Genomic DNA, 25,595 nt, shown 5'->3' with positions numbered 1-25,595 from the left:
AGAGTATGGTTGTTTATGATGATAGTGACTTTAAATCATGATTGAGACAAAAATGGAACTTAACTCGCAGTTAAAAGAAAAGAATCCAACGGATTTACTCAGTCTGGAGCAAATTGATTCTGCGTGGCCCCTGCTGGATGTTTTACCTTTCCCTGTTACCGTTATTGATATTAACTACATGGTGGTGCGTGCGAATCAAGAAGCTGTTCATGAGTACAGTCATATTGATCAGCCTTGCTACAAAATGAGCCATGGTTATGACAGTCCTTGCAATGAAAATGGTGAAACTTGTCCAAAACTTGATGCTCAGACCCTGAAAACAACGATCAGTCATTTACACATTCATCAAACGAACAGCGGACCACAGAAATTTAAAGTGATGGCTATGCCAATGGATAATGGCGGAGCAATGGAAATGCATATTCCGCTAGATGATGTAACCTCACTCGATGGGGTGACCGGGCTGACAAATCGGGCGGAAGGTGAGCAGGGGGCACGTCGTTTAGTCGCCTTGATGCAGCGTTTGGGAACTCCCTATAGCGTCATCATGCTGGATTTGGACTATTTCAAGAAGATTAATGACCAACATGGTCACCACGTCGGAGATATCGTTTTAAGACGTACTGCTGAAGTCATGGCCGAAAGTATTCGTGCTTCGGATATTCTTGTGCGCTGGGGCGGTGAAGAATTTCTTATGATCTTGTCAGGAGCCCAATCAGAACACGCTGCCAAGTTTACAAAAACATTATTAGACGCGATTCGTCATATCCGTATTGAGTTACGTGACGAGACACTTTCTGTTTCGGCCAGTGCGGGTATCCGTGCCGTCTCATCTGAGGAGCTATCACACACGAATTTCGATTCTGCTTTAAAACATGCCGACCTGATGCTCTATGCCGCTAAAAATGCTGGAAGAGATCAGTTTATGAGCTATGAATCTATGTCCTAACTAATCAGAAAATGCTAGTTTCACTCTCAGAATTTCAGGGAGGTGTTCAATTAAGATGGGGGGCAAAGCCGGATCAATGTGTTTGCCACTCTGTTCATTAATGAATTCTATGGCCTCCTCAACTGGCCAGGCTTCCTTATATGGTCTGGCGCTGGTTAGAGCATCAAAAATATCTGCTATGGCAACAATTCGACCTGCGAGGGGAATTTCGTCACCTTTTAATCCATTTGGATAACCCGTACCATCCCATTTCTCGTGATGGGTAAGGGCAACAGTATGAGCTAATTGAATCAATCGCGATTTTGAGTTTGCTAAGATCTCGGCCCCGATTAAAGTATGTGTTTTCATTTCTGAAAATTCTTCTGACGTTAACTTACCTGGTTTTAATAAGATTTTGTCAGCAATACCAATTTTTCCAATGTCATGCATGGGAGCAGCCATCATGAGTTCGTTTGCCGTGCTTTCATCAAACCCGTAACCCAGCGCAATAATTTTTGCATAGCGACTCATTCGCTGAACATGCAGGCCAGTCTCATTATCTTTGTATTCTGCAGCTCTACCCAGACGTTCAATCAGATCGATATGGGTGGCACGAAGCTCATCTGCTTTGACGAGAGAAATATGTGTTTTCACTCTGGCTAAGACCGTGGAGGGCACGATGGGTTTGATAATGTAGTCTACAGCACCAATGTCAAAGCCTCGCGCTTCATCGTCCGGATCTTGTAAAGCTGTTACAAAGATAATCGGTATGTGTGAGGTGTCTGGTCTAGCTTTTAATTGCTGGCAAACTTCTAAGCCTGTTATTTCTGGCATCATGATATCGAGCAAGATCAAATCTGGCTTTTCCTTGGCAATCAATGCCAGTGCATCTTTTCCTGAGCGGGCGAACGATAGGGCATAGTCGTGTTGCAGAACCTGACGTAGCACTCTCAAGTTCGTTGGCTCATCATCGACAATAAGAATTCGAGGCTGATATTTCTTTATGGTAGTCATGCATTCATCTTCGTTATATGTTGCTTGATAGCGGATAAGTGTTTTTGGGCGACCAAAAAGTCAAAGTCGAGCACAGACTTTTTAATGTCTAGAGCAAGTCCATGTAAGTCAGCTTCAACCCCATTTACCAGCTCATCTACTTTATCTTCGTTAAGCTCTCCATGCTCGCTAAGCTCGATAAGTTCGTCGACAAGAGCCAATATACTGTCATGACCAAGGTGGACTGGTGATGCTAATGTTCTATCACTGTCTGAGTCAGCCAGTGAGGCTTTTATCCGTTTTTCCTCTTTTGATAACGTGGAAAACGCCTTGTCGAGCTTAGCAATCTCCGCCGCTATTTCGACTTTATTTTCATTATTTGACTTATTTTCTATCAAAGAAGTTGATTGATGGATTTTCATAAGGCCCAGGTTTCCTGACACACCTTTGAGCTTATGTGCCAGCTTTTTCAGTTCACTGTAATTCGATGTTTCATTCAACTCTGCTAACTGTTTGCTGACATCGCTATATTCTTTTATAAAACGTGCTAATTCAGCTAAATAAACAGAGTAGCTGCCCCATAAGGTTAATGCTTTATCAGTACTAATCTGTGTGAACTTATTTTCATCGATATGATGTTTTTCAGGAGCTATTGAGATGAAGTCTGGCTCAATACCGAGAACTCGTGCCATTTCAGCAGTGAGCAGCTGAATATCAATAGGTTTATGGGAAAAGCCATTCATGCCGGCATTAGCCGCTTGAAGACGATCTTCAGATAATACACTTGCGGTTAAAGCCACTACAGGTATCGGTTGAAGTCGCTGAGCTGACTCATATTCGCGAATTTTTCTGGTAGCTGTAAATCCATCCATCACTGGCATTTGTAAATCCATCAGAATAATGTCAGGTTTATTTGTGATGTATTGATGAAATGCATCTTCACCATTTACAGCAGTAATAACAGTATGATTTTGTCGCTCAAGTAAAAGTGATAGTAAAGTCAAATTTTGAGAGATATCATCAGCAATTAAGACTGTTTTGGGTGGAATCGAGAGCGATTGATTCTCTAATGTCGTATCAATGATGTCATCAGTCTTTTGCAGCGGTAGATCAAAGAAAAATGTACTACCAATACCCGCCTCGCTGCTGGCATTTAATTCTCCTCCCATTAAATCTACTAACTGTTTGGAAATTGTCGTACCGAGTCCGGTTCCACCAAAGCGACGGCTCATTGAAGCATCGGCCTGAGCGAAGGGTTCGAAAATCGTATTCAGTATGGCTTCATCCATCCCAATACCAGTGTCTTCAACGGTAAAACGAAGAGTGGACTCAGCAATAGGGAATACCGAGACAGTGACACCACCATTTTCAGTAAACTTAACGGCATTACCGATAATGTTGTATAGCACTTGCCTAATTCTGTTTTCATCTCCCAAATACGTGGTATGAATATCGTCAGGTATGCTGCAGTTAAGGTATAGGTTCTTATTTTTTGCTTGAAGCCATAATGTTGAAATGACCGAATCAATCAGCCTGGTTAAATCGAATGTGGATTCTTCGAGTTCGAGTTTATTCTTTTCTAGTTTGGCACTGTCTAGAATATCATTTAATAAGTGAAGCAATGAGCGCGCTGACTGGCTGATTGTCTGCAGATGCTTTTTATTGTTGTCATTGATATCTTTGGCATCAAGAAGCAGATCTGAAAAACCGATGATGGCGTTCATTGGCGTTCTTATTTCATGACTCATATTAGCCATGAATCTGGCTTTACTCTCTGCTGAAAGTTCAGCTCTCTCTTTAGCCTGACGAAGGTCATCTTCCATCGCTACGCGCTGGGTAATGTCAAGTATTAGCCCATCTATCCATACAGGATTGTTGTTCTCATAAATGATAGAGCCTTTTTCAAATACCCAGATATAGTGACCATCTTTGTGTTTCCAGCGAAACTCAACTGAGTAGCTGGTTTTACTTTCAAGTGCAGACTGAACAACATCATTGGTCAAAGCGACATCATCATGGTGAATGAGTTCTGAGAGGTGAATTCGCTTTTCATAAAAGTCTTTAGCTGTCCATCCACTGATATCAAAAATAGCATCGCTAACAAAAATGACTGACCAGTATTCATCCAGCAAACAACGAAAACTGGCGCCAGGAATATTTCTAATTAATGAGCTATATTGCTCTTCGCTCTTACGTAGCTTTTCTTCAATTTCCCATCGTTGAGAAATATCGGTAGCAAAACCAACAAACATAGAGCCAACATCTTTAACTTCAACACGACCAACGCCTAGTCGGATTGGAAATGTATGACCATCCTTATGTTTAGCAAAGACTTCTCTCGCTTGGCCAGTAAGTTGAGTTTTCCCCGTGTTATGAAAATTGAATAAATACTCCTGGTATTCATGTTTAGCATCATCAGGTACTAGAACAAAGAAAGGTCTGCCGATAATTTCTGTATTTTTCCAGCCAAAGATAACTGACGCTGAGGGATTAAAGTCTTGGATGGTACCTTTTTCATCTATAGTGATGATGCCGTCAACTGCTGTTTCAAGTGTTGTTTTCAGGCGTAGCTCACTGATGGTTTTTTCTGTAAGTAACTGACGGTATCTGAGCTGAGAGGCAATAGTGATTGCTAAAGCGATAAGCAATAATGTGATAGAGGTAATCACATAAGACAGTTGAACATGATCTTCGGTGATACGATGCGGCATCAGAGTATCATCGCTCATAATAAATCGTGCTGCTGCCATGCCTGTGTAGTGCATTCCTGAAATGGCAAGGCCCATAACCAGGGCACTTATTATGTTGATAAGATGAACAGAGTGCTGTTTCCAAAATTTTGTAAGATAATGACGAGCAGATAGCGCGATAAAAGCTAAGACAACAGCAACAATAATTGATGCAAAGAACCAACTTGGCACATAACGTAGATCAGCATCCATTTCCATTGCTTCCATTCCGACGTAATGCATCATTCCGATACCTGCACCTACTGACAAACTACTGATAATCAGTTGCCACAAAGTCATTGCAGGATTGACTAGCATTCTCAGAGTGATATATGAGGCAATCAAACTTGGTAGAATTGAGATAAGTGTGAGAGGAATATTGTATGTCGCTTGTTCAGACATCTCATAAGCTAACATACCAACAAAGTGCATACTCCAGACGCCCCCAGCGAAAATGCTGGCACCAGCGATAATGGCAATATGACGGTGGTGATTGTTTTGTATCACTTTTGTCATTGAAGCAAAATGTAAGGCTACGAAAGACGCTGTTGTTGCCAAAATGATTGAAAGTATGACGAGAAATAAGTCATATGAACCAACAATGAGTGATTGCTGTGGCGCTGATGTAACAAAGAAATTATCAAGGCTGTACATTAAGAACCTATTCAAGTCAGTTTTTTTATAAATATTTAAGTTAGCTGCTTCCAGATAACACATTTATTTAGCGGTACTTGAAATGGTTAATTTAGAAAAACTTTGAGATCGAGTTCACCATATGAAAAATAGTGGGGGATATCGGGGGGCTTAAAATACGACGGGAGCGCTTTATAGTTATTCTAGGCAAAAAAAGCCTCGCTAAGATAGCGAGGCTTTTTTTTATTCTGGAGCCGGAGATAGGACTTGAACCTACGACCCGCTGATTACAAATCAGCTGCTCTACCAACTGAGCTACACCGGCAATGAAGAAGCGCATTATACGGAGGCATTTTCGAGCTTGCAAGCCAAAATCGAGATTAATTTTGAGTTTTCATGCAAGTCATTGTTTCAAAATGATGAAAATTTTTTAATAAAAAGTTGGATACTGTGACAAACGCGACATAGATAAACGTTACGTTATTTATCGGCTATTTATTTGGAGTTTGGGGGGGAAGGTGGGGTGAGTGATGGGGCTCGAACCCACGACAACCGGAATCACAATCCGGGACTCTACCAACTGAGCTACACTCACCATTATTCTTGTTTGAGGTGTGGATGACTTAGGATGCCGACCTCAAGAAAGACGATAATTCTACTGTGATTATTTTTCTGGTCAAGGAAAATCTCTGTTTAGATGCAAAATAACACGATGTCTTACTCGTCTGATATCGAAACAAATGGCTGTTATTGTTTCTCATAACAGCCATTTATATTATTTCGTCTCAACTAATTCCAAATCAATTTTTTTCTCATCAAGATCGACGCGAACCACTTTAACTTTTAATGTATCTCCTAATCGATACACTTTGCGCGTTCGCTCACCGGTAAGGCGGTGACCTGTCGGGTCAAACTGGTAATAATCATTTTTCAGCGAGGTGACATGGACCAAACCTTCTATATAAATATCACTCAGCTCGACAAATAAGCCAAAGCCGGTGACGCCACTTATTACGCCGTCATGAACTTCACCAACACGATCACGCATGTATTCGCATTTAAGCCAGTCACTGACATCTCTGGTGGCTTCATCAGCACGACGACTGGTCATTGAGCAATGTTCACCGAGTTGAGCCATTTCCTCATAGGAATAACGCCATTTTTTATCTTTTCTCTGGCTGAGAACGTGGCGAATTGCCCGATGCACTAAGAGATCAGGATAACGACGAATAGGTGAAGTGAAGTGGGCGTATGCCTCAAGCGCTAAGCCAAAGTGTCCCACATTATCCGGGCTATAAACGGCTTGCTTCATGCTTCGCAGCATCACGGTCTGTAACAAGTGACCGTCAGGGCGTTTACTCGCGGTCGCTAATAAGGAGGCATAGTGACGCGGTTCTGGTTCTTCACCACCCCCTAAAAATAAACCGAGTTCACCTAAAAAGTCTCTCAGACCAGAGAGTTTTTCTTCTGAAGGTGTTTCGTGAATGCGATATAAAACAGGCAGTTTACTTTCCAGCAGGAATAATGCCGCACTGACATTGGCTGCAATCATAAACTCTTCAATAAGACGGTGAGCATCATTACGCTCGCGTGGTTCTATTGACTTGATCTTTCTGTTTTCATCAAAAATGAATTGGGTTTCTGTCATCTCAAAGTCAATAGCACCACGTTCATGACGGGCTTCTAGCATGACTTTATATAAGTCATACATCGTTTCGATGGCAGGTAATACATGTTGGTATTGTTCGCGTAATGCTGTGTCATTATCAACCAGCATCGCCGCCACTTTGTCATACGTTAACCGGGCTTTGGAGTGCATCACGGCTTCATGGAAATGGTAAGAGACAGTTTTCCCTGCCTGATCAATTTCCATTTCACAGACCATACAGAGTCTATCGACTTCTGGATTCAGTGAGCACAAACCATTAGATAGTGCTTCAGGCAGCATGGGGATAACTTGACTTGGGAAATAGACGGAAGTGCCTCTTTCCTGTGCGTCCTGATCCAGCGGGCTGTTCGGCAGAACGTAATGTGAGACATCGGCGATAGCCACCCATAAACGCCAGTTGCCTGACTCGAGTTTTTCAGCGTACACAGCATCGTCAAAATCTCTGGCATCCGCGCCATCAATAGTGACAAGTGGCATATCACGAAGGTCAAGTCTGCCATCGATGGCAGCTTCAGGAATTGTTTCGCCTAGATTGTTCGCTTGTTCCTCAGCCTGAGGTGACCATTCATGTGGTAATTCAAAAGCACGGAGAGCAATATCAATTTCCATGCCCGGTGCCATATGGTCACCCAGTACATTAACTATCTTTCCTAATGGAGAACGGTGCTTGTTGGGCTGTTCAGTAATTTCAGCCTCAACAATTTGATTGACTTGTGCATTCATTAAATCGCTGGGTGGAATTAGAATGTCTTGGCTGATTCTGCGATTATTGGGGATAAGATAAAAAATGCCGGCATCCTGCACCAGGCGGCCGACAATGCGCTCGTTACTGCGTTTTACTACCTCAACAATAGCGCCTTCTTTACGGCCTTTTCTATCGGTTCCGGTGATACGGGCCAAAGCTCGGTCACCATGAAGCACCATTCGCATTTCACGTTCGGTCAGGAAGAGGTCATCGCCGCCTTCATCAGGAATAAGAAAGCCATAGCCTTCAGGATGGCCCATAACGCGACCACTGATAAGGTTCATCTTGGACACGACGCCATAGGCGCCTTTTCTGTTGCGAAGAAGTTGGCCGTCACGTTCCATTGCGCGCAGACGACGACGCAGGGCTTCGTTTGCATCTTCACCTTTAACATCAATCAGTTTAGCGATGTTTTTGCGCGATAATGGGGTGTTGTTTTGTTTGAGAATGTCTAAGATAAATTCACGACTGGGGATGGGGTTGTCGTATTTTTCGGCTTCTCTATCGAAAAAGGGATCGTTTTCGTTATTATTGGTCATTGACAGTTTTTGTTTCACTCTGTATCTTTGCGCGTCTGTTGCCCAGGTGGCGGAATTGGTAGACGCGCTAGCTTCAGGTGCTAGTGTACTTATGTACGTGGGAGTTCGAGTCTCCCCCTGGGCACCATTCCGACAGCATTCTTTTGCTGTATATATCTCGATTTTCAATTGTATTCTATTTCTAAAGTCATTATTGAACAATCTTTAAACGACTTTAGTGTCCTACTCTAACAATCATCTAATTTTACTGCCAGTCAATTCTGTTCGTGCATCCTATATCTGCAGCTCCGTGTATTGCTTCCAGCAAAAACGTCTTCTTGATAGATGAATAATTTTTCTCTGGTAGCTAACATAACTTCATGATTTAATTGCTGCTTGTTAGCACACCCGATAAATTTTCAGATAATGTGGCTAACTCTGCTCAAGCTTTCGTGCTAATGTCCGCTATTATTTTTAGACATATTCACGTTAATTTATCTGAAGTTTTGCGAGAATTCATATGGCCACATTTATTGACTCCATCGACGAGCGCACCAAACTAGCTGGTACAAATCACCTTGAGGTTTTGTTGTTCAGTTTAGGTACAAGTGATGAAACAGGAAGAAATGAACTGTTTGGAATCAATGTTTTTAAAGTCAGGGAAGTATTGAATATTCCTGAGATAACAACAGCGCCGGAAATGCCCGATGGAGTTGAGGGCTTTGTCAGTCTTCGTGGTGATATGGTACCTATCATCAACCTGCAAAAGTTTTGCAAACTAAGATCTAAAGATAAGCCACGGATTTTAATGATCACTGAATATAACACGCATGTTCAGGGATTCTTGGTCAGCTCTGTAGATACGATTCAACGCCTTAATTGGGAACAAGTTAAAGAACCACCACAACTTATTTCTCAACGCATGGGTGGTTTAGTCACAGCTGTTGCAGAATTGAACGATAAGCGACTGGTCATGATTATGGACGTCGAAAAAGTGCTGGCTGATGCTGGTGACTTTTACGACGAAACTGTGTTTGATGGTATTAGACAAGTCGACAAAAAAGGTCATTATCGATTGCTTTTTGCTGATGATTCAAATATTGCACGCAAGCAGATTACTAAAACTCTAGATGTTATGGGTGTAGAACATATTGGTACAGTAAATGGTGCTGAAGCATGGAAAATGCTGAATAAGATTGCTGCACAATGTGAACAGGAAGGGCGGGATATTACATCTGAAATCCAAATGGTCCTGACAGATGTTGAAATGCCTGAAATGGATGGTTATGTGCTAACACAAAAAATAAAGTCAGACCCTAGAATGTCAAATTTACCTGTAATAATGCACTCTTCCCTGACGGCAAAAGCAAACAAAGCAATGGGGGTTGGTGCTGGTGCTGATGACTATGTCTCGAAATTCCAGCCACGTGACTTAGCGGATACACTCTTTAGGTATCTAGAGAGATAAACCAAGGCCCAAGTCGCCAAAATCAAGCTCTAAGCATTGATTTAAATACGGAAAAAGTATATTTTGTCCGATTGAGTATGGATATTTCATACTGGACATTAAGTGAGCGTGCTCAACGTTACCTTAATCTGTGAGCATACAAGGCATGTGGCAATGAATCATAACAGTATAAGGATCATAGATAATCTTGCAGAAATTACCAGCTATCATGACCGGCATGTACTTGAAAAAAGCCTCCTAAAAACGCTCAATGAACTTTTCCCATCTCAGGACCTGAGATTATTTCGTGTTAGAGAAAATAGCGGTGCTCATGAGTTAAGCTTGTTAGCTTTCTGTGTGAATGGTGTTATTGTTTCAAGCGATGAAAACCCGCGATTAATGACTGAGCAATCTGACCTCAGTGAGACTATTTTCAAAGCCATCAAAAATGCGGATGTGGAACTGACTTCCACAGAAAATGGTAAGTGGAATGTGGTCTATCCTGCTTTCGATGCAAATGGTGTTATTTTCGCTGTACTACTCATCTCAACTGATCTCGTCCCTTCAAATGGTGATCAGAGATTAATTTACGGAATACTCAGAGTCTATTCCAATTATCTAGCATTGATTGAAAAAACACAGAAAGACAAACTTACTGGTTTGTTCAACCGTGAAACTCTTGATAATGAAATTACCAAAATACTGGTGCGACAAGGCTCACACTTCAGTGAGCAGCTGACATCTCCAAACGATTCACGTCGTCGAACTTTTGCTGTGAAGTATTGGCTGGGTGTTATTGATATCGATAATTTTAAAACCATCAATGATAATTTCGGTCATCTATATGGCGATGAAGTCATTATTCTGGTAGCGCGGTTGATGAAATCTGGTGTTATCAGAGACGATGACCTTGTGTATCGCTATGGTGGTGAAGAGTTTGTAGTCGTTCTAAAAGCGCCAGATGAAGAAGATGCTATGCGAACATTTGAGCGTATCAGGGAAATGGTAGCAGCCCATGACTTTCCTCAAATAAATCAAGTGACCATTAGTATTGGTTTTGTTGAGGTTTTTGCTCAACCTTCACCTTCAGACGTCATTGGTGAAGCTGATGAAGCTCTCTACTATGCTAAAGGCAATGGCAGAAACCAGGTTCACAGCTACAGCCGCTTACTGAGAGAAGGTAAAGTCAAACCAGTGTCACAAGTCGTGCACGGTGATATCGAGCTATTTTAATATCAGGTAGAGTTATGTTGAATTTGAGACAGTTGAGTATTGTTGACCGAGTCATTATCGAAGTAGATAAAGCCATCACAACAGTATTCGGTCAACCAGAGACCACTCAGCGTGAAGTGCCTGGCAGCCATCTCAATGAAACTACCTCGCTAACGTCTTCAGAAAAAAAACATTCAGCGGGATTGATGAGAGTAAATCATTCTGGTGAAGTATCTGCACAAGCTCTATATCAAGGCCAAGCTTTAACAGCTAAGTTACCAGAAATACGCCAGGCAATGGAACAGGCTGCATTAGAAGAGAATGACCATCTGGTTTGGTGTGAACAACGCTTAATCACTCTTTCTTCACATCGTAGTGTTCTAAACCCGATATGGTACGCAGGCTCTTTCGCTATTGGAGCTGTTGCAGGAAAGATTGGCGATAAATGGAGCTTGGGTTTTGTTGCTGAAACTGAAAAACAAGTGGTTAAGCATCTTGATGAACATCTACAACAACTCAGCCCAAGTGATATTAAAAGTCGCGCTGTTTTGGAACAAATGCGAGAGGATGAAGGCCATCACAGAAGCATGGCATTGGATGCCGGCGGTGCCGAATTGCCGATTCCAGTGAAAATTCTCATGTCAATTACCTCAAAAGTGATGACCAAAACAAGCTATTGGATATGAGTTTATTGACTCTGTTCTATTGAAATTGATATCAAATATTGCTCTGCGGCCTCAATATCTGCTTCTACTCTCAGCACACGCCCCTGAATAATAAATGGCGAAAATCGGTCATTACCTGTATCCATTACAATCTCTATTTTATCATTTTGAGTAGGTGCAAACTCTGACTGGATAAGTAAACCGCTCGCACTAAGATTTTTACTGATGGCTTGATGTGTTACTTGTGCTTGGCCATTAAGGGAAAATGTAATTGGCGTATCCACTTTCATTCGATGATATGCACGTTTTTCATCATAATCATTTGGTGACATCTGATTCTCCCTTCCTATATTGTCTGTATTATTCTGTCGACCTAAGCTTAAAGTAACTTATTCAAATTGAGAAAACTATGCCTGAGAGCACAAAATTACAAGTCAGTGATTTATATCATCATTGTACGCCAGAGCAATGGACTTTTTCTTCAACTGCAGACCTCAAGGCGACAAATGAAGTCATTGGTCAGCAGCGCGCATTAAACGCTATTGAGTTTGGCAGTCACATTGATGCTGATGGTTATAATTTGTTTGTTATGGGGCCGGCAGGAGTAGGGAAATATACGTTAACTCGGCGCTATCTGGAACAGCATGTTGAACATCTTCCAACCGCGAAAGATTGGGCTTATCTTAATAATTTTAGTGATTCACAAAGACCTTATGCAGTGAGTTTACCAGCAGGACAAGGCAAACAATTACGTCAGGATATTGAAGATGTGATTGATGATTTGAAAGATGAGCTGCCGCAAGCGTTTGATGATGAATATTACCGGGGGCGATTAAGAAGCCTCGATGAGGCAACTCGAAAGCACCGAGTTAGATTGTTTGGTGTGCTACAAAAAGAGGCTGATCGTAAAGGTGTTGTTTTACTGAGGTTACAAGATGGTCATTATGCCTTTGCCGCTCAACATAATGGCGAGGCCATGACCTCAGAAGAGTTTGAGCAGTTACCTGCAGCTCAACAGGAAGAGACAGAGAATGCGATTGCAGACTTGCACGAAGAATTGCAACACACTCTATTAGAGCTGAGAGAGTGGGAAAGAAACAATGCTAAACAGCTTCAGGCGCTGAATGATGAGGTCGCTCTTGAAGTTATCAGTAAGCAAGTCAATAAACTGAAGCACGCTTACCCCAACTCAAGCAAATTACAGCATTATTTTGATGACATGCTAAAAGACATCTGCAGTAATCTGGATGCGTTTTTGAAAGATGAACAATCAGCAGAAGAAGGCACCACAGACATCAATATCCATAAACGCTACCAAATCAACTTAGTCGTTGATAATAGCCAGAATCATGGTGCCCCTATTGTTTATGAAAATTTGCCTAACCATCAAAGTTTGCTTGGATGTATTGAAAACATGGCAATGATGGGAGCACTGGTAACCGACTTTACTCTGATTAAGGCTGGCGCCCTTCACAAGGCCAATGGTGGTTTTTTGATCATAGATGCAGAACAACTCCTTATGCAGCCTTATGGCTGGGAAGGGCTGAAACGAGCATTAAAATCGCGTGAGGTCAGATTTGATGCCTTAGAGCAAATTTATAGTCTTGTGGCGACAGTGTCATTGGATCCAGAGCCTATCCCTTTAGAACTGAAAGTCGTTTTACTGGGGGATAGAGAACTGTATTACCTCTTATACGATATGGACCCGGAATTTGCTGGCTTGTTTAAAGTCGTGGCCGATTTTGAAGATGAAATGCCACGCAGTATTGAGAATGACGTCTTATTTGCCCAAATGATGGCAAGCACAATTGAAAAGTACAAATTAATTGATTTTGATAAACATGCTGTTGCCAGGGTGATAGAGCATAGTGCCAGAACTATTGAGGATAGCCAGAAAATATCTTTACACATGGGGAGTATGGCTGATTTATTACGGGAAGCTTCTTTTATGGCGAAGCAGGAAAAGAGCCAACTCGTTAGCAGAGATAATGTCCAAAGTTCCATCAAGTTAAGAGAGCAAAGGCTGGATCGCTTACGGAGCCAGATTTATCAGCAAATAGAACGAAATATTATCGATATCTCAACATCCGGAGCAGTAATTGGGCAGATAAACGCATTATCTGTGTTGGGGATCGGTGGGTTCAGCTTTGGCCAACCTTCTCGAGTGACTGTTTCAGCACGTTATGGTGATGACAATATCATTGATATTGAACGAGAAGTCGATTTAGGCGGAGATATTCACTCTAAAGGTGTATTGATTCTGAGTGGTTACCTCGGACGGACCTATGCTTCTGATAATCCATTGTCCATGTCAGCGAGTATTGTGTTTGAACAAAATTATGGTGAAGTAGATGGTGACAGTGCTACTGTGGCAGAGCTCTGTGCTTTGTTATCCTCTATAGCCAATATTCCTATGAAGCAGTCTATTGCTATCACCGGCTCCATGAATCAGATGGGGCAAGTGCAAGCCATTGGTGGTGTGAACGAAAAAATTGAAGGTTTCTATGATATTTGTCGTCTGACTGAATTAACAGGAGAACAGGGCGTTATTATTCCGGCTACAAATGTGCAGCATTTAATGCTGCGTGATGATGTTATCCAAGCAGTTGAGGATGGCAAGTTTCATATTTATGGTATAAGCCATGTCAATCAAGCATTAGCCTTATTATCAGGAATAGACGCAGGGGAATATGATGAAGAATCTGGATTTCCTGAAAAAACATTCAATGCTCAGGTGATGGCTCAAATCCAGAAGTGGGGGGATCATAACCGTAATGACAAAGACGCATCTGCAGAATAAATTGTTATTGAAGACTTTGTCATCGATGACGATAACCCGAACATGAACTAGATTTTTACGGAGTAGGTACATGCAAAGGTTGAGTATTTTTTTATGTCTTGTCTTAATATTTTCATCGAAAACTAATGCCTTGACACTACCTCCTGTACCCTCAGAACCGATTTATTTCGAGCCGCCAGTTGTAACGGCCGATCAGAAAATGCAGGACATGAGTTGTTATCAGGTAGATAAAGCCATCAATCAGTTGCATCCATACCGATATACGTATAAACCGACTTTTTATAAGGATGATGCCAATAAAGCGGCGACCGCTTTGGTGATGATTGATACCATACCGATTGTACAAGGCTGGTTGGGATTGGGGTATTTAGGGTATTCTGCGCTTGTAGAAGAGAAAGAAGATAGACGACAGTTACAAGTAGAGCAACAGATTTCAGCTTTGCAACGCATAAAAGCTGAAAAACATTGTTATGAATAAAACTGATCTTAATCAAATATCATACTGATTTTGTTGTGAACTTGAGTAAAAGTCATGTACTATCAAATTACTTAAATGCCCAGCAGAGGTAAGAAATATGACTAGCACGTTTGAAATCAAAGCAAAGTGGTACGAAGCTAATCTTAAGACAGCGAGAGAGTCCAGAAGCAAATGGTATGAGGCTAACCTGAAACCTTCTATCAATATTGCAAAACCTTGGTATAACGCCAATAAACGTCCAGCAAAGGATGTTGAGATTCCTTGGTATAAAGCGAATCTGGTTGAGCATATTGAAACAAAAAATAAATGGTATGCCGCTAATCTCCAACAGGCGGTTCAATCTGTACGTGCCACACGTAAATGGTACGAAGCAAACAAAAGCCAATCTGAGGTTGAAAAACGTTGGCAACATTTCAGTGAAGAAATGTACAGTGATGTAAAAAAAGCTTGGATGCGCGTAAACTTGGATCAGGCTCGTCAAAAACGTATCAAGTGGTACGAAGCCAATCTCGATAACACACCAACTGAAAAACATTGGTATGAGTTTAGTGATGAAAAATATTCAGACACTAAAAAGAAATGGTATGAAGCCAATCTACAAACAGCTCGTGTTAATCATAGTAAGTGGTATGAGGCGAATATTCATCCTGATCCACATGCTGAAATTAAACAACGCTGGTATGAGTCAAATCTGAGTTTAATTCGTACTCGTCAAATTAAATCAAAATGGTTTGCAGACAATGCAGCTATCGCAAGAGAAAACCAGAAGTGGTATGAAGCAAATCAGCGACCAGCAAAAGTAACTGATACTCCCTGGTATGAAGCGAATATCGCCGCCCACATTCATACTAAAAATAAATGGTATGAAGCTAATCTGAAATCAGCAGTGGCTGCTGTCCGTGCTGAGCGCAGTAAATGGTATGAAGCTAATGATAATCAACCCACACAGGCTCATTGGTATGACTTTAAAGAAGCCAACGATACTGAGTGGAAGTTAGCATTCCGTGAAGCAAACCTAAAACAAGCTCGCGAGAAACGTATCAAATGGTACGAAGCAAATCTTGATAACACACCAACTGAAAAACATTGGTATGAAATCAGTGATGACTTAACGACTGAAACACACAAGAAATGGTATGAGGCTAATCTGGAGAAAGCGCGGATCAGCCATAACAAGTGGTATGAAGCGAATATGCATCCGGATCCACATGCGGATATTAAGAAAAAATGGTACGAGGCTAACCTCGACTTGGCGAGAACTCAGAAAGTGAAAAGTGATTGGTTCAAGCAGAATATGATTACTGCTCGTGAATCAAGCAAAAAGTGGGACAAATAATACGTAGAGACAACTCTAACGTAAGGCGTCAACGGTGATGGATTTTAGATGTTAAAAATCGAATGTATCACCGTTGGCGCCTTTTTTGTGAATACCTATTTGATCATTGATGAAGCAACAAATGAAGCTGCGATCATTGATACCGGTGAGACAAATGAGCTTGCCGAGTATCTTGAGGAAAAGCGTGGGCAGTTTAAGCTAACAAAAATTTTACTCACTCATGGGCATCTCGACCACGCCGGTTCTTTAGTCCAAATTCAGAATCGTTTTGATGCTGAAACATATCTCCCCAGACTAGAAAAAATCCTGTTTGATACCTTACCGCAACAAGGTGACTGGTTTGGCGCCCCTCATATGAATCGTCCATGCGGTAGAATAGACCATTTAGTTGATGATGGTGATGTTATAAACTTAGGTGAAACACAGTTAAGATTTATATCTACTCCAGGGCATACACCAGGACAAGGTTGTTACTATACGAGCAGTGATATTTTTGTGGGTGATACCTTGTTTGCTGGGAGTGTTGGGAGAACAGATCTACCAATGGGCAATGCAGCATTGATGCAACAGAGCTTGAGAAAACTGCTTGCTTTACCAGATGACTTAGTTGTGCATTCAGGCCACGGACCAACCACCACCTTAGCTGATGAAAAACGCCACAACCCATTTTTACAATTTTGAGATAACAAAAATAAGATGCCTACTACGTATAAATTATTAGAGGGTTTTTCTCGATTCAAGAAAACGTATTTTGGTGATGATAAAGCGCTCTATGACAGCATGAAAACAGGGCAGCCAACTAAAATACTTATGATTGCATGTTGTGATTCACGTGTAGATCCGGCTATTTTGACTGACTGTGATCCCGGCGATATTTTTACAGTGAGAAACGTTGCAAACTTAGTACCACCATGTGAAACAGACAATAATCATCATGGTACCAGTTCGGCTTTGGAGTTTGCCGTTAATGCGCTGAAAGTCGAAAGCATTGTGGTGATGGGGCATGGGAATTGTGGCGGGATCCGCGCTTTGTGGCAAAGTGAAGGTGTGGAAGATTCAAAATTTATTCACCGTTGGGTATCGATTGCACAAAATGCGAAAGATTGGGTAAAAGTGAATCATAAACAAGAACATGAGAGTGTTCAGCTAAAATTGTGTGAACAGCGAGCTGTACTTGTTTCTTTGCAAAACCTGATGACATTTGAGTGCATCAAAGAACGGGTTGAAGCAGGTACGCTCAGATTACACGGGTGGTATTTCGATCTCGATAAAGGTGAGCTAATGTGCTACAACCCCACGACTGATGAGTTTGAAAAACCAGTATAAACAAAGGCGCCAAAGGCGCCTTTTTTTATTGAATATCTGTATCGGGAACCTGTTGTTGATCAATTTCTGGCTTCGCAGGATTTGTACCTTCGATAACTTCTACATCTTCATCATCGTCGCCCAGACCTACCAAGCTTTTCATTTTAGAGAAAAGTCCTGATTTTTTCTCAGTCAGAGGAACAATAACATTTTTATCCTGACGTTCTACTTGAGGTAAATCGGCTTTCGCCACAGTCCGAGTATCACCATCAATACGTATCAGCTTATCTGCCTCATCAAAGTGAAGTGTAATTCTGCGCTGCTCACGATCTTCACCGCCAGGTTGGTAGCTGTAGAGGTAGTCCCAACGATTAGGATGAAAAGTGTCAATTAGTAGTGGTGTTCCCATGACATAAGCAACTTGATTTTTGGTCATACCAGGTTCAAGTTGATTGAGCATTTCTTGAGTAACATCATTACCTTGCTGAATGTCGATGCGGTAAACACCGGGGATTTTATCAGTGCTACAAGCTGACAACGATAAAACAACTGCCAAGGAAAGGCTGTAAACAACGGAGCTTTTCATTTAGTATTAATTTCTGTAGTTAATTACCAATCTGCGATGATACTCTATTCGCAGCATTTCTACGAGGCAACAATAATAATGGAAAGACAAGATTTACGAAAAGCTGGATTAAAAGTGACGCTGCCAAGACTAAAAGTTTTGGAGATTCTAGAAACCTCTGAATTACGTCACATGAGTGCGGAAGATGTCTATAAGGCATTACTGGATATGGGAGAAGAAATTGGTTTAGCAACGGTTTATCGTGTGCTGACACAATTTGAAGGTGCAGGCTTAGTTTCAAGACTCAGCATTGAAGGCGGACATGCTGTATTTGAATTACAAGATGGCAGTCATCATGACCATCTTTTATGCGTTCGCTGTAATCGCATTGAAGAGTTTGTTGATGAAGTGATTGAACAACGTCAACGTGCTATTGCTAAAGAAAAAGGGTTTGAGATGACTGACCATAGCTTGTATATCTATGGCATTTGTCGTCTGTGTCAAAAAGAACAATAGCTTTGGGTTATTTTTATTGTTGAGCCTGATCCAACATTTCTTCTGCGTGAGAGCGTGTTTTTTGGGTCAGGTTCACGCCACCTAACATTCTGGCAATTTCTTCAATTCGTTGTTGTCTGTCGAGCTTATCAACAACAATGTGCGTGCTGTCATCTAAATGTTTCTTGTTCACTTGTAGCTGATGATGCGCTTGCGCAGCGACTTGAGGTAAATGAGTAATACAGATGACTTGCTGCGTAGTTGCCAGTTTTCTTAGGTGTTGCCCAACGACTTCCGCAACGCTTCCACCTATGCCTACATCAACTTCATCAAAAATTAAGGTTGGAACAGTGCGTTTTCCTGCTGTGACAACTTGAATTGCCAGACTAATCCGTGCCAGCTCACCACCGGAAGCTACTTTTGCCAGCTCACCTGATGGTTGTCCTGGGTTCGTTCTAACTAGGATACGAACGCTGTCCATACCATGTTCTGAGAATTTTTCATCACTATTAGCAACGACTTCGATGTCTATTTCGCCGGAAGGAATTGCCAGCTGTTTGATTGATGCTGAAATCTGTTTAGCTAGTGGTTTGGCTGTTTTGACTCTTTTTTCGTGTATTTCACGGCTTAATGCAAGGCAATTTGCCTCTTTGTTTGATAAGACTTTCTGCAGTTCGGCAAGATGGACTTCACTATTGGAAAGCCTTTCCAGCTCTGTACTTAATTCTTCATATAGTGCGGGGAGTTGTTCAACCTCGACATGATGCTTACGCGCAATATCGTGAAGTTGTGACAATTCATCTTCGATCGCGTTCAAACGAGCCGGATCAAGATCGATATGATCCAGATAATGCCGCAAGTCATTTGCTGTTTCATCGAGGTTGATAATGGCGGCGTTAAGCGTTTCAACGGCGCTGGCAAAGCGTGGTTCAAGATCTTGTAGTTTCTCGAGCTCACTTAATGTGTGATTGATAATATCGTAGGCCGCTGCTTGTTCTTCATCAAAAATGCGATGTAAACCGGCTTCGGCCACACTAATGAGCTGGGAGGCATTGGCAAGTTGACTCTGTTGCTGAAGAAGGTCTTGAATATGCGTTTGTGTTAACTGAAAGCTTTCCAGCTCTGATACCTGATACTGCAGTAATTCTTGTTTTGCCTTTTGCTCTTCAGCCTGGCTTTGCAGTAGCTCAAGTTCTTGCTGAGATGCTGACCAGTCGCGATAGGCTGTTTTTAAGTTATTCAGTAAGGCTTTATTGTCTGCGACAATGTCTAAAATTTCTCGTTGTGTTTGTGGCCGAATTAATGATTGATGTGCATGTTGACCATGAATATCAATACTGCGTTCACTGACTTCTTTCAACAAGGCTAGCGGGACCGCACGACCGTTAATATACCCCTTAGAGCGGCCGTCACGGCTTATCGTACGGCGTAAATGACATTGTTCATCTTCGTCTAGCTCATTTTCTTGTAACCATTTAGCCAGGGTCGTGTTGTTGTCTAAATTAAAATCAGCTTCAATTTCAGCACGTTCGGCACCATGGCGAATCATGTTTGAATCTGCGCGGTCACCAAGTACCAGACTAAGTGCATCAACCAGCATTGATTTACCCGCACCAGTCTCACCGGTTAGCGATGTCATACCAGGTTCAAATGTCAGAGCGAGATCTTCTACAACGGCTAAATTCCTAACAGTCAGACTGATTAGCATGTTAACTTTCTTCCCCATTCCAGTTTGGCGCGGAGAATAGAATAATGGTCGTGATCTTCAAGATGCAATAGTCTGATTCGACTTTCGTGTTTTTCTATGCGAACAGTCTGGCCTGGTTGTAAAACCAGCCCAGGACGTCCGTCACACGTCACCATGGCTGTAGTGATGTTGTTTTCACTTAATGTAATTTCAATCACATTATTGGCAGAAATGACTAAAGGACGGTTACTTAATGTGTGGGGACAGACTGAAGCTAAAACGACAACATCCAGATCAACATCAAGAATAGGCCCACCTGCTGACATGGCGTAGGCTGTTGAGCCTGTTGGGGTAGAGACAACAATCCCATCGGCACGCTGACTATTCAGAAAACGGCCGTTGATATGAGTTTCAAACTCAATCATATGTAAATTCTGATGAGAATGAATGACGACATCATTCATGGCAATGCTGGGTGTTTTTGTCGAATTTTTTATGGTTGCGTTGAGTAAAAAACGTCTATCATCACGGTAGTGGCCACAAAGAATAGCATCAAGTTGGTGTGCTAAATTCGTTAATGTGACATCAGCCAGAAAACCGAGTCTACCCACATTGATACCTACCACTGGCATATTTGTGCCAGCCAGTGCCCGTGATGCAGAAAGCAGGGTACCATCACCACCAATCGCAATTGTCAGGTCACAATGGGTTTTGAATTCTTTAATTGAAATAACATCCAGTGACGGTAAAAATGACAGTGGCTCATTACACACCACGGTTAAATCCCGTGTTGCCAGAAATTCGTTTACCTGCTCAACCGCATTTTCCATAACAGGGTCGTCTTTACGAATAAAAAGTCCGATGCGCTTAAATGCAGATTGGGTAGTCAAAATGGCTTCCTATGGTTACTAAATAGTCATCTGATAGTAATGCTTTTGCCATAAAATCCAAAGTAAAAACAGATTTAACGTGATTTGTTTCACAACATTGATATTAGATGGCTGAGAAATGCTAGAATATCAGGATTTTCTTGACTCAAATTAAATATAGAGGAATAACATGGCGATTGAACGCACTCTTTCTATCATCAAACCTGATGCTGTTGCAAAAAATGTCATTGGTGAAATTTACACGCGCTTTGAAAAAGTAGGCTTAAAAATCGTGGCTGCAAAAATGATGCACCTGTCACAAGAAAAAGCGGAAGGCTTTTACGCGGAACACAAAGAACGTCCTTTTTTCAAAGACCTCGTCAGCTTTATGACTTCTGGACCCGTTATCGTTCAAGTACTGGAAGGTGAAAATGCGGTTTTAACTCACCGTGATCTGATGGGTGCAACAAACCCAGCTGAAGCCGCTGCAGGTACAATTCGTGCTGATTTCGCTCAAAGCATTGATGAAAATGCGGTACATGGTTCTGACTCAGTTGAAAGTGCTGCACGTGAAGTGTCTTACTTCTTCGCTGATGATGAAGTTTGCGCCCGTACACGCTAAGAGTAATTTATGACTGAACGCACGAATCTTCTGGGATTAGACCTGCATGGTCTGGAAGCGTTTTTCGTCGAATTAGACGAAAAACCTTTCCGTGCTCGTCAGCTTTTACAGTGGATCCATAAATATCGGATCATTGACTTTGCTGAGATGAGTAATCTGAGCAAATCACTAAGAGAAAAATTGCAGGCGGTTGCTGAAATTAAATTGCCTGAAGTGATGCACGAACATATCTCTCAGGATGGTACGCGTAAATGGATTATTAAACTCTCCTGTGGCAATGCTATCGAGACGGTTTTTATTCCAGAAAGTGGGAGAGGAACCTTATGTGTGTCTTCTCAAGTCGGTTGCGCGCTGACCTGTACATTTTGCTCAACAGCCCAACAAGGTTTTAATCGCAATCTGGATGCTGCAGAAATTATTGCGCAGTTATGGATTGCCAATGAAGCTTTAGGTAAAGATCCCAAAGGTAACCGAGTTGTCACCAATGTGGTGATGATGGGAATGGGGGAGCCGTTGGCTAACTATAGTAATGTTGTCACCGCTATGAACTTGATGCGTGATGATTTTGGTTATGGCATTTCATGGCGACGATTGACATTGAGTACCTCTGGAATAGTACCGATGATTGATAAACTTCGCGAAGATTGTCATGTGAGTCTGGCCATTTCATTACACGCGGCTAATGATGAGTTAAGAGATCAAATTGTTCCGATTAACCAGAAGTACCCGATTGCAGAGTTATTAGCGGCTTGCAAGCGTTATGTCGTCGGTCAGCAGCGACGTCATATTACCGTTGAATATGTGATGTTGGATGGTATTAATGATTCCATCCAGGATGCAAAAGACTTGGTTCGACTTTTAAAAGGTTTACCAAACAAAATTAATTTGATCCCTTTTAATCCGTTTCCTGGAACCCATTACAAATGTTCTTCGCGTAATCAGATTGTCAGGTTTCAGCAATATTTGATCGATCAAGGTCTCGTTGCTACGGTTAGAAAAACTCGAGGTGATGATATTGTCGCTGCCTGTGGTCAGCTCGCTGGCGAAGTACAGGACAAGTCACGTCGAAGTGAACGTATGCGAGCTCAGGAGGTTGTGTTTCATCGATGAGTAATCGCGTCAGTTTTGCTTTAATTTTGATAGCGTTTTTTGTTCTCACTGCGTGTAATAGTACCGGTGGTACGAGAAGCGAATATGTTGCAAAGGATGCAAAAGCTGCTGACATTAACATGCGTCTTGGCTTGAATTACATGCAGCGTGGTGATTACAAAATTGCCTTGGAAAAATTAGAAAAAGCGTTAAAGCAAAATCCTAATTTATCCAGTGCGCATAACACGATTGCACTTCTCTATCAGTACTTAGGTGAGAACGATAAAGCAGAAGAACATTTCGAAAGGGCTGTTCAACTAGAACCCGATTATTCAGAAGCGCAAAATAACTACGGTGTTTTTTTATGTCAGCAGTCTAGATATGATGAAGCTGAGAAACGCTTTCTTAAGGCATTAGAAAATCCACTGTACTCCAGTGCTGCTCTGGCTTATGAAAATGCCGGGCTTTGTACGGAAAAAGCAGGGGCTACAGATCGAGCGGAAGGTTATTTCCGTAAAGCATTACAGATGGCGCCGAGATTACCTAAGTCCTTATTAAAGATGGCTTCTATCAGCTATCAGCAACAAAATTATTTACAGGCCAGAGGCTATATTCAACGCTTTCAGCAAGCGGCTAGTTGGACGCCACAAGCCCTTTTATTAGGGATCAAAATTGAAACTAAATTAGCTGATAAAAACGCTGTATCCAGCTATAAACTTATTTTGCGTTCTCGTTTTCCTGATTCGGATGAGATGCGTATTGTTAACCAAGGGCTTGTTGAGTGATGAGTGATTTGAATGACGATTTTGTAGTGACTTCGAATACCCCGAGTCTTGGAGCACGTCTTCAGCAGGCACGTGAAAATAAAAAATTATCCGTAGCAGAAGTGGCAACGCAGCTCCGTTTAACCAGAGATATTATTATTTATCTCGAAAATCAGCAGTGGGATAAACTGCATGGACGGACATATGCTCGTGGCTATTTTGCCAGCTATGTGAAATTTTTGGGTTTACCTCAGGAAGAAATGCTAGCTGTCTTCAATGACGAGTATTTACTGGTTGATGATGAGCCAAGACTGGTTAAGACTCTCGGCGCTGTAGAACAAAAACCATTCCCCTGGTTGATGATTATTTTTCTACTTGTGGGCACCTTTATTATCTGGTCAGCTTATCAACAGTGGCAAACCAATCAAACGTCAACCTCTAGCGAAGCGGATGAGGTTGGTTCAGTAGTGCCGGATAAAACTGAACTTGATAAACCGGCTGATCAAGAGACTGTTACTAGTCATGAACCGGTAGCGGATTCGCCTGACTTAATGCCAGAAGATGATACTGCTGGTGCAGTCGAACCCGATAACAGTGCGGTTGATTCTGCTGAGGATACGGATATTGCTGATGTGGCCAATACGGCGTCAGAATCAGCATCAGAACCTCAACAAAATATCCTCAAAATGTCTTTTAGTGGCGACTGCTGGGTTGAAGTAACTGATACGGCGATGAATGTCTTATTAAGCCAAGTCATGAAAGCCAAACAATCTGTTGAGTTGAAAAGTGAACTGCCAGTAAAAATTTTATTAGGTAAAGCAGATTTTGCTGATGTTACTTACAACAGTAAACCTGTTGATCTGGCGCCATACACACAGGGCAATGTCGCAAAACTGACGTTAGGAGCTCAGTCATGATGGAAAATACGACAGTCAATATTCAGCGGAGAAAATCCAGGCAGATAATGGTCGGTAATGTTGCTGTTGGTGGTGATGCACCTGTTGCAGTTCAAAGTATGACAAATACTGAGACGACTGATGTCGCCGCCACTGTAGCTCAAATTAAGGCATTACAAAATGTAGGCGCTGATATTGTGCGTGTTTCTGTGCCTACCATGGATGCTGCAGAAGCCTTCGGTAAAATTAAACAACAAGTCTCTATTCCGCTGGTAGCTGATATCCATTTTGATTACAAAATTGCGCTACGTGTTGCGGAACTTGGTGTCGACTGTCTGCGAATTAACCCGGGTAATATCGGACGGGAAGAACGTGTCCGTGCTGTTGTCGATAGTGCACGTGATCACGGCATTCCTATTCGTATTGGTGTGAATGCGGGGTCTTTAGAAAAAGAATTACAGAAAAAATATGGCGAGCCTACTCCAGATGCTTTAGTTGAATCGGCGTTGAGACATATTGATATTCTGGACAGGTTGAACTATCCCGATTTTAAAGTCAGTCTAAAAGCATCTGATGTGTTTATGACAGTGCATGCATACAGAAAACTTGCTCAGCAGATTGAACAACCATTGCATTTAGGGATCACGGAAGCCGGTGGTTTGCGTTCTGGTTCAGTCAAGTCAGCGATAGGCCTGGGAATGCTACTATCTGAAGGCATTGGCGATACCATTCGTGTTTCACTTGCTGCAGATCCTGTAGAAGAAATCAAAGTCGGCTTTGATATTTTAAAAAGCTTGCGAATTCGTAGTAAAGGTATCAACTTAATTGCCTGTCCTTCATGCTCTCGTCAGCAATTCGATGTCATTTCTACAGTTAATGCTCTTGAAGCCAGACTTGAAGATATTACAGAGCCGATGGATGTGGCTGTTATTGGCTGTGTTGTAAATGGTCCAGGTGAAGCGAAAGAAGCGGCCATTGGTTTGACAGGCGGTACACCCAATTTGCTCTATGTCGATGGAAAGCCAAACCATAAAGTAGAAAATGAGGCTTTGGTGGACGAGCTGGAGCAGCAAATACGCAAGCGTATTGAAATACAAAAACAACAACAAAGTAATATTAAAACAATACCGATAAAGGATATTAGTTAGAC

Annotated in this window: 22 protein-coding genes and 3 tRNA genes; 16 read left to right on the top strand and 9 right to left on the bottom strand. The window is 41.9% G+C overall.

What is annotated here, in order from left to right:
• Positions 1–37 precede the first annotated feature (37 nt).
• Positions 38–949, top strand: coding sequence for a GGDEF domain-containing protein (locus MAMP_RS11825; protein WP_040576582.1), 912 nt, complete (start codon positions 38–40; stop codon positions 947–949).
• On the opposite strand, the gene MAMP_RS11820 is transcribed toward MAMP_RS11825, so the two are convergent.
• From MAMP_RS11820 to rnr, 5 genes are all read right to left on the bottom strand, one after another.
• Positions 950–1,942: a response regulator gene (locus tag MAMP_RS11820; protein ID WP_007146287.1), complete on the bottom strand. Its 993-nt coding sequence runs from the start codon at positions 1,940–1,942 to the stop codon at positions 950–952. It lies immediately after the preceding gene.
• Positions 1,939–5,304, bottom strand: coding sequence for an MHYT domain-containing protein (locus MAMP_RS11815; protein ID WP_007146286.1), 3,366 nt, complete (start codon positions 5,302–5,304; stop codon positions 1,939–1,941). Before MAMP_RS11815 ends, MAMP_RS11820 begins: the two co-directional genes overlap by 4 nt.
• A gap of 228 nt (positions 5,305–5,532) precedes the next feature.
• Positions 5,533–5,608: transfer RNA gene (locus MAMP_RS11810), tRNA-Thr, on the bottom strand.
• Between the two features lie 194 nt (positions 5,609–5,802).
• Positions 5,803–5,878, bottom strand: a tRNA-His gene (locus MAMP_RS11805).
• A gap of 180 nt (positions 5,879–6,058) precedes the next feature.
• Entirely contained in the window at positions 6,059–8,236 is a 2,178-nt protein-coding gene (gene rnr / locus MAMP_RS11800) for a ribonuclease R (RefSeq protein ID WP_040576645.1), read from the bottom strand.
• A gap of 40 nt (positions 8,237–8,276) precedes the next feature.
• Here rnr and MAMP_RS11795 point away from each other — a divergent pair.
• From MAMP_RS11795 to coq7, 4 genes are all read left to right on the top strand, one after another.
• A tRNA-Leu gene (locus MAMP_RS11795) sits at positions 8,277–8,363 on the top strand.
• Between the two features lie 372 nt (positions 8,364–8,735).
• A complete protein-coding gene (locus tag MAMP_RS11790; RefSeq protein WP_007146284.1) occupies positions 8,736–9,683 on the top strand; it encodes a chemotaxis protein in 948 nt (315 codons plus the stop codon).
• Between the two features lie 153 nt (positions 9,684–9,836).
• Positions 9,837–10,895, top strand: a complete 1,059-nt coding sequence (locus tag MAMP_RS11785; protein WP_007146283.1) for a GGDEF domain-containing protein — start codon at positions 9,837–9,839, stop codon at positions 10,893–10,895.
• A gap of 14 nt (positions 10,896–10,909) precedes the next feature.
• Positions 10,910–11,560 (top strand): 2-polyprenyl-3-methyl-6-methoxy-1,4-benzoquinone monooxygenase, encoded by a 651-nt coding sequence (coq7, locus tag MAMP_RS11780; protein WP_007146282.1) that lies wholly within the window; start codon positions 10,910–10,912, stop codon positions 11,558–11,560.
• A 2-nt stretch (positions 11,561–11,562) separates the two neighbouring features.
• Here coq7 and MAMP_RS11775 read toward each other — a convergent pair whose 3' ends face one another.
• On the bottom strand, positions 11,563–11,871 hold the full coding sequence (locus tag MAMP_RS11775; RefSeq protein ID WP_007146281.1) for a PilZ domain-containing protein: 309 nt from the start codon (positions 11,869–11,871) through the stop codon (positions 11,563–11,565).
• Between the two features lie 77 nt (positions 11,872–11,948).
• Between MAMP_RS11775 and MAMP_RS11770 the strand changes: the two genes are divergently transcribed.
• From MAMP_RS11770 to MAMP_RS11750, 5 genes are all read left to right on the top strand, one after another.
• On the top strand, positions 11,949–14,339 hold the full coding sequence (locus MAMP_RS11770; RefSeq protein ID WP_007146280.1) for a Lon protease family protein: 2,391 nt from the start codon (positions 11,949–11,951) through the stop codon (positions 14,337–14,339).
• A 70-nt stretch (positions 14,340–14,409) separates the two neighbouring features.
• Positions 14,410–14,817 carry a hypothetical protein gene (locus tag MAMP_RS11765; RefSeq protein WP_007146279.1) on the top strand — a complete coding sequence of 136 codons (408 nt, stop codon included), beginning with the start codon at positions 14,410–14,412 and terminating at the stop codon, positions 14,815–14,817.
• A 97-nt stretch (positions 14,818–14,914) separates the two neighbouring features.
• Positions 14,915–16,153, top strand: a complete 1,239-nt coding sequence (locus MAMP_RS11760; RefSeq protein WP_007146278.1) for a hypothetical protein — start codon at positions 14,915–14,917, stop codon at positions 16,151–16,153.
• Between the two features lie 48 nt (positions 16,154–16,201).
• Complete coding sequence (locus MAMP_RS11755; RefSeq protein ID WP_007146277.1) at positions 16,202–16,834, top strand: MBL fold metallo-hydrolase; 633 nt, start codon at positions 16,202–16,204, stop codon at positions 16,832–16,834.
• A gap of 15 nt (positions 16,835–16,849) precedes the next feature.
• Positions 16,850–17,479 carry a carbonic anhydrase gene (locus tag MAMP_RS11750; protein ID WP_007146276.1) on the top strand — a complete coding sequence of 210 codons (630 nt, stop codon included), beginning with the start codon at positions 16,850–16,852 and terminating at the stop codon, positions 17,477–17,479.
• Between the two features lie 25 nt (positions 17,480–17,504).
• Here MAMP_RS11750 and MAMP_RS11745 read toward each other — a convergent pair whose 3' ends face one another.
• Complete coding sequence (locus MAMP_RS11745) at positions 17,505–18,044, bottom strand: outer membrane protein assembly factor BamE (protein ID WP_007146275.1); 540 nt, start codon at positions 18,042–18,044, stop codon at positions 17,505–17,507.
• 78 nt (positions 18,045–18,122) lie between these two features.
• On the opposite strand from MAMP_RS11745, the gene fur reads away from it, so the two are divergent.
• Positions 18,123–18,539: a ferric iron uptake transcriptional regulator gene (gene fur / locus MAMP_RS11740; RefSeq protein ID WP_007146274.1), complete on the top strand. Its 417-nt coding sequence runs from the start codon at positions 18,123–18,125 to the stop codon at positions 18,537–18,539.
• A 13-nt stretch (positions 18,540–18,552) separates the two neighbouring features.
• Here the strand turns inward: fur and recN are convergent, their stop codons facing one another.
• Complete coding sequence (gene recN, locus MAMP_RS11735; protein ID WP_007146273.1) at positions 18,553–20,226, bottom strand: DNA repair protein RecN; 1,674 nt, start codon at positions 20,224–20,226, stop codon at positions 18,553–18,555.
• On the bottom strand, positions 20,220–21,095 hold the full coding sequence (locus tag MAMP_RS11730) for an NAD(+) kinase (RefSeq protein WP_007146272.1): 876 nt from the start codon (positions 21,093–21,095) through the stop codon (positions 20,220–20,222). Before MAMP_RS11730 ends, recN begins: the two co-directional genes overlap by 7 nt.
• Before the next feature lie 169 nt (positions 21,096–21,264).
• Between MAMP_RS11730 and ndk the strand changes: the two genes are divergently transcribed.
• Genes ndk through ispG form a run of 5 tightly spaced genes read left to right on the top strand, consistent with a single transcriptional unit; the run spans position 21,265 to position 25,593 of the window.
• Positions 21,265–21,696 (top strand): nucleoside-diphosphate kinase, encoded by a 432-nt coding sequence (ndk, locus tag MAMP_RS11725; protein WP_007146271.1) that lies wholly within the window; start codon positions 21,265–21,267, stop codon positions 21,694–21,696.
• A 9-nt stretch (positions 21,697–21,705) separates the two neighbouring features.
• Positions 21,706–22,806, top strand: a complete 1,101-nt coding sequence (locus MAMP_RS11720; protein ID WP_007146270.1) for a bifunctional tRNA (adenosine(37)-C2)-methyltransferase TrmG/ribosomal RNA large subunit methyltransferase RlmN — start codon at positions 21,706–21,708, stop codon at positions 22,804–22,806.
• Positions 22,803–23,570 carry a type IV pilus biogenesis/stability protein PilW gene (gene pilW, locus MAMP_RS11715; protein WP_007146269.1) on the top strand — a complete coding sequence of 256 codons (768 nt, stop codon included), beginning with the start codon at positions 22,803–22,805 and terminating at the stop codon, positions 23,568–23,570. Before MAMP_RS11720 ends, pilW begins: the two co-directional genes overlap by 4 nt.
• Complete coding sequence (locus MAMP_RS11710) at positions 23,570–24,466, top strand: RodZ domain-containing protein (RefSeq protein ID WP_007146268.1); 897 nt, start codon at positions 23,570–23,572, stop codon at positions 24,464–24,466. The genes pilW and MAMP_RS11710 overlap by 1 nt, the downstream gene beginning before the upstream one ends.
• Positions 24,463–25,593, top strand: a complete 1,131-nt coding sequence (ispG, locus tag MAMP_RS11705) for a flavodoxin-dependent (E)-4-hydroxy-3-methylbut-2-enyl-diphosphate synthase (protein ID WP_007146267.1) — start codon at positions 24,463–24,465, stop codon at positions 25,591–25,593. The genes MAMP_RS11710 and ispG overlap by 4 nt, the downstream gene beginning before the upstream one ends.
• Positions 25,594–25,595: the final 2 nt, after the last annotated feature.

The sequence above is a fragment of the Methylophaga thalassica MP genome, from assembly GCF_000214595.1.
Lineage (GTDB): Bacteria > Pseudomonadota > Gammaproteobacteria > Nitrosococcales > Methylophagaceae > Methylophaga > Methylophaga thalassica.
This window is presented reverse-complemented; position numbering and strand designations above follow the sequence as displayed.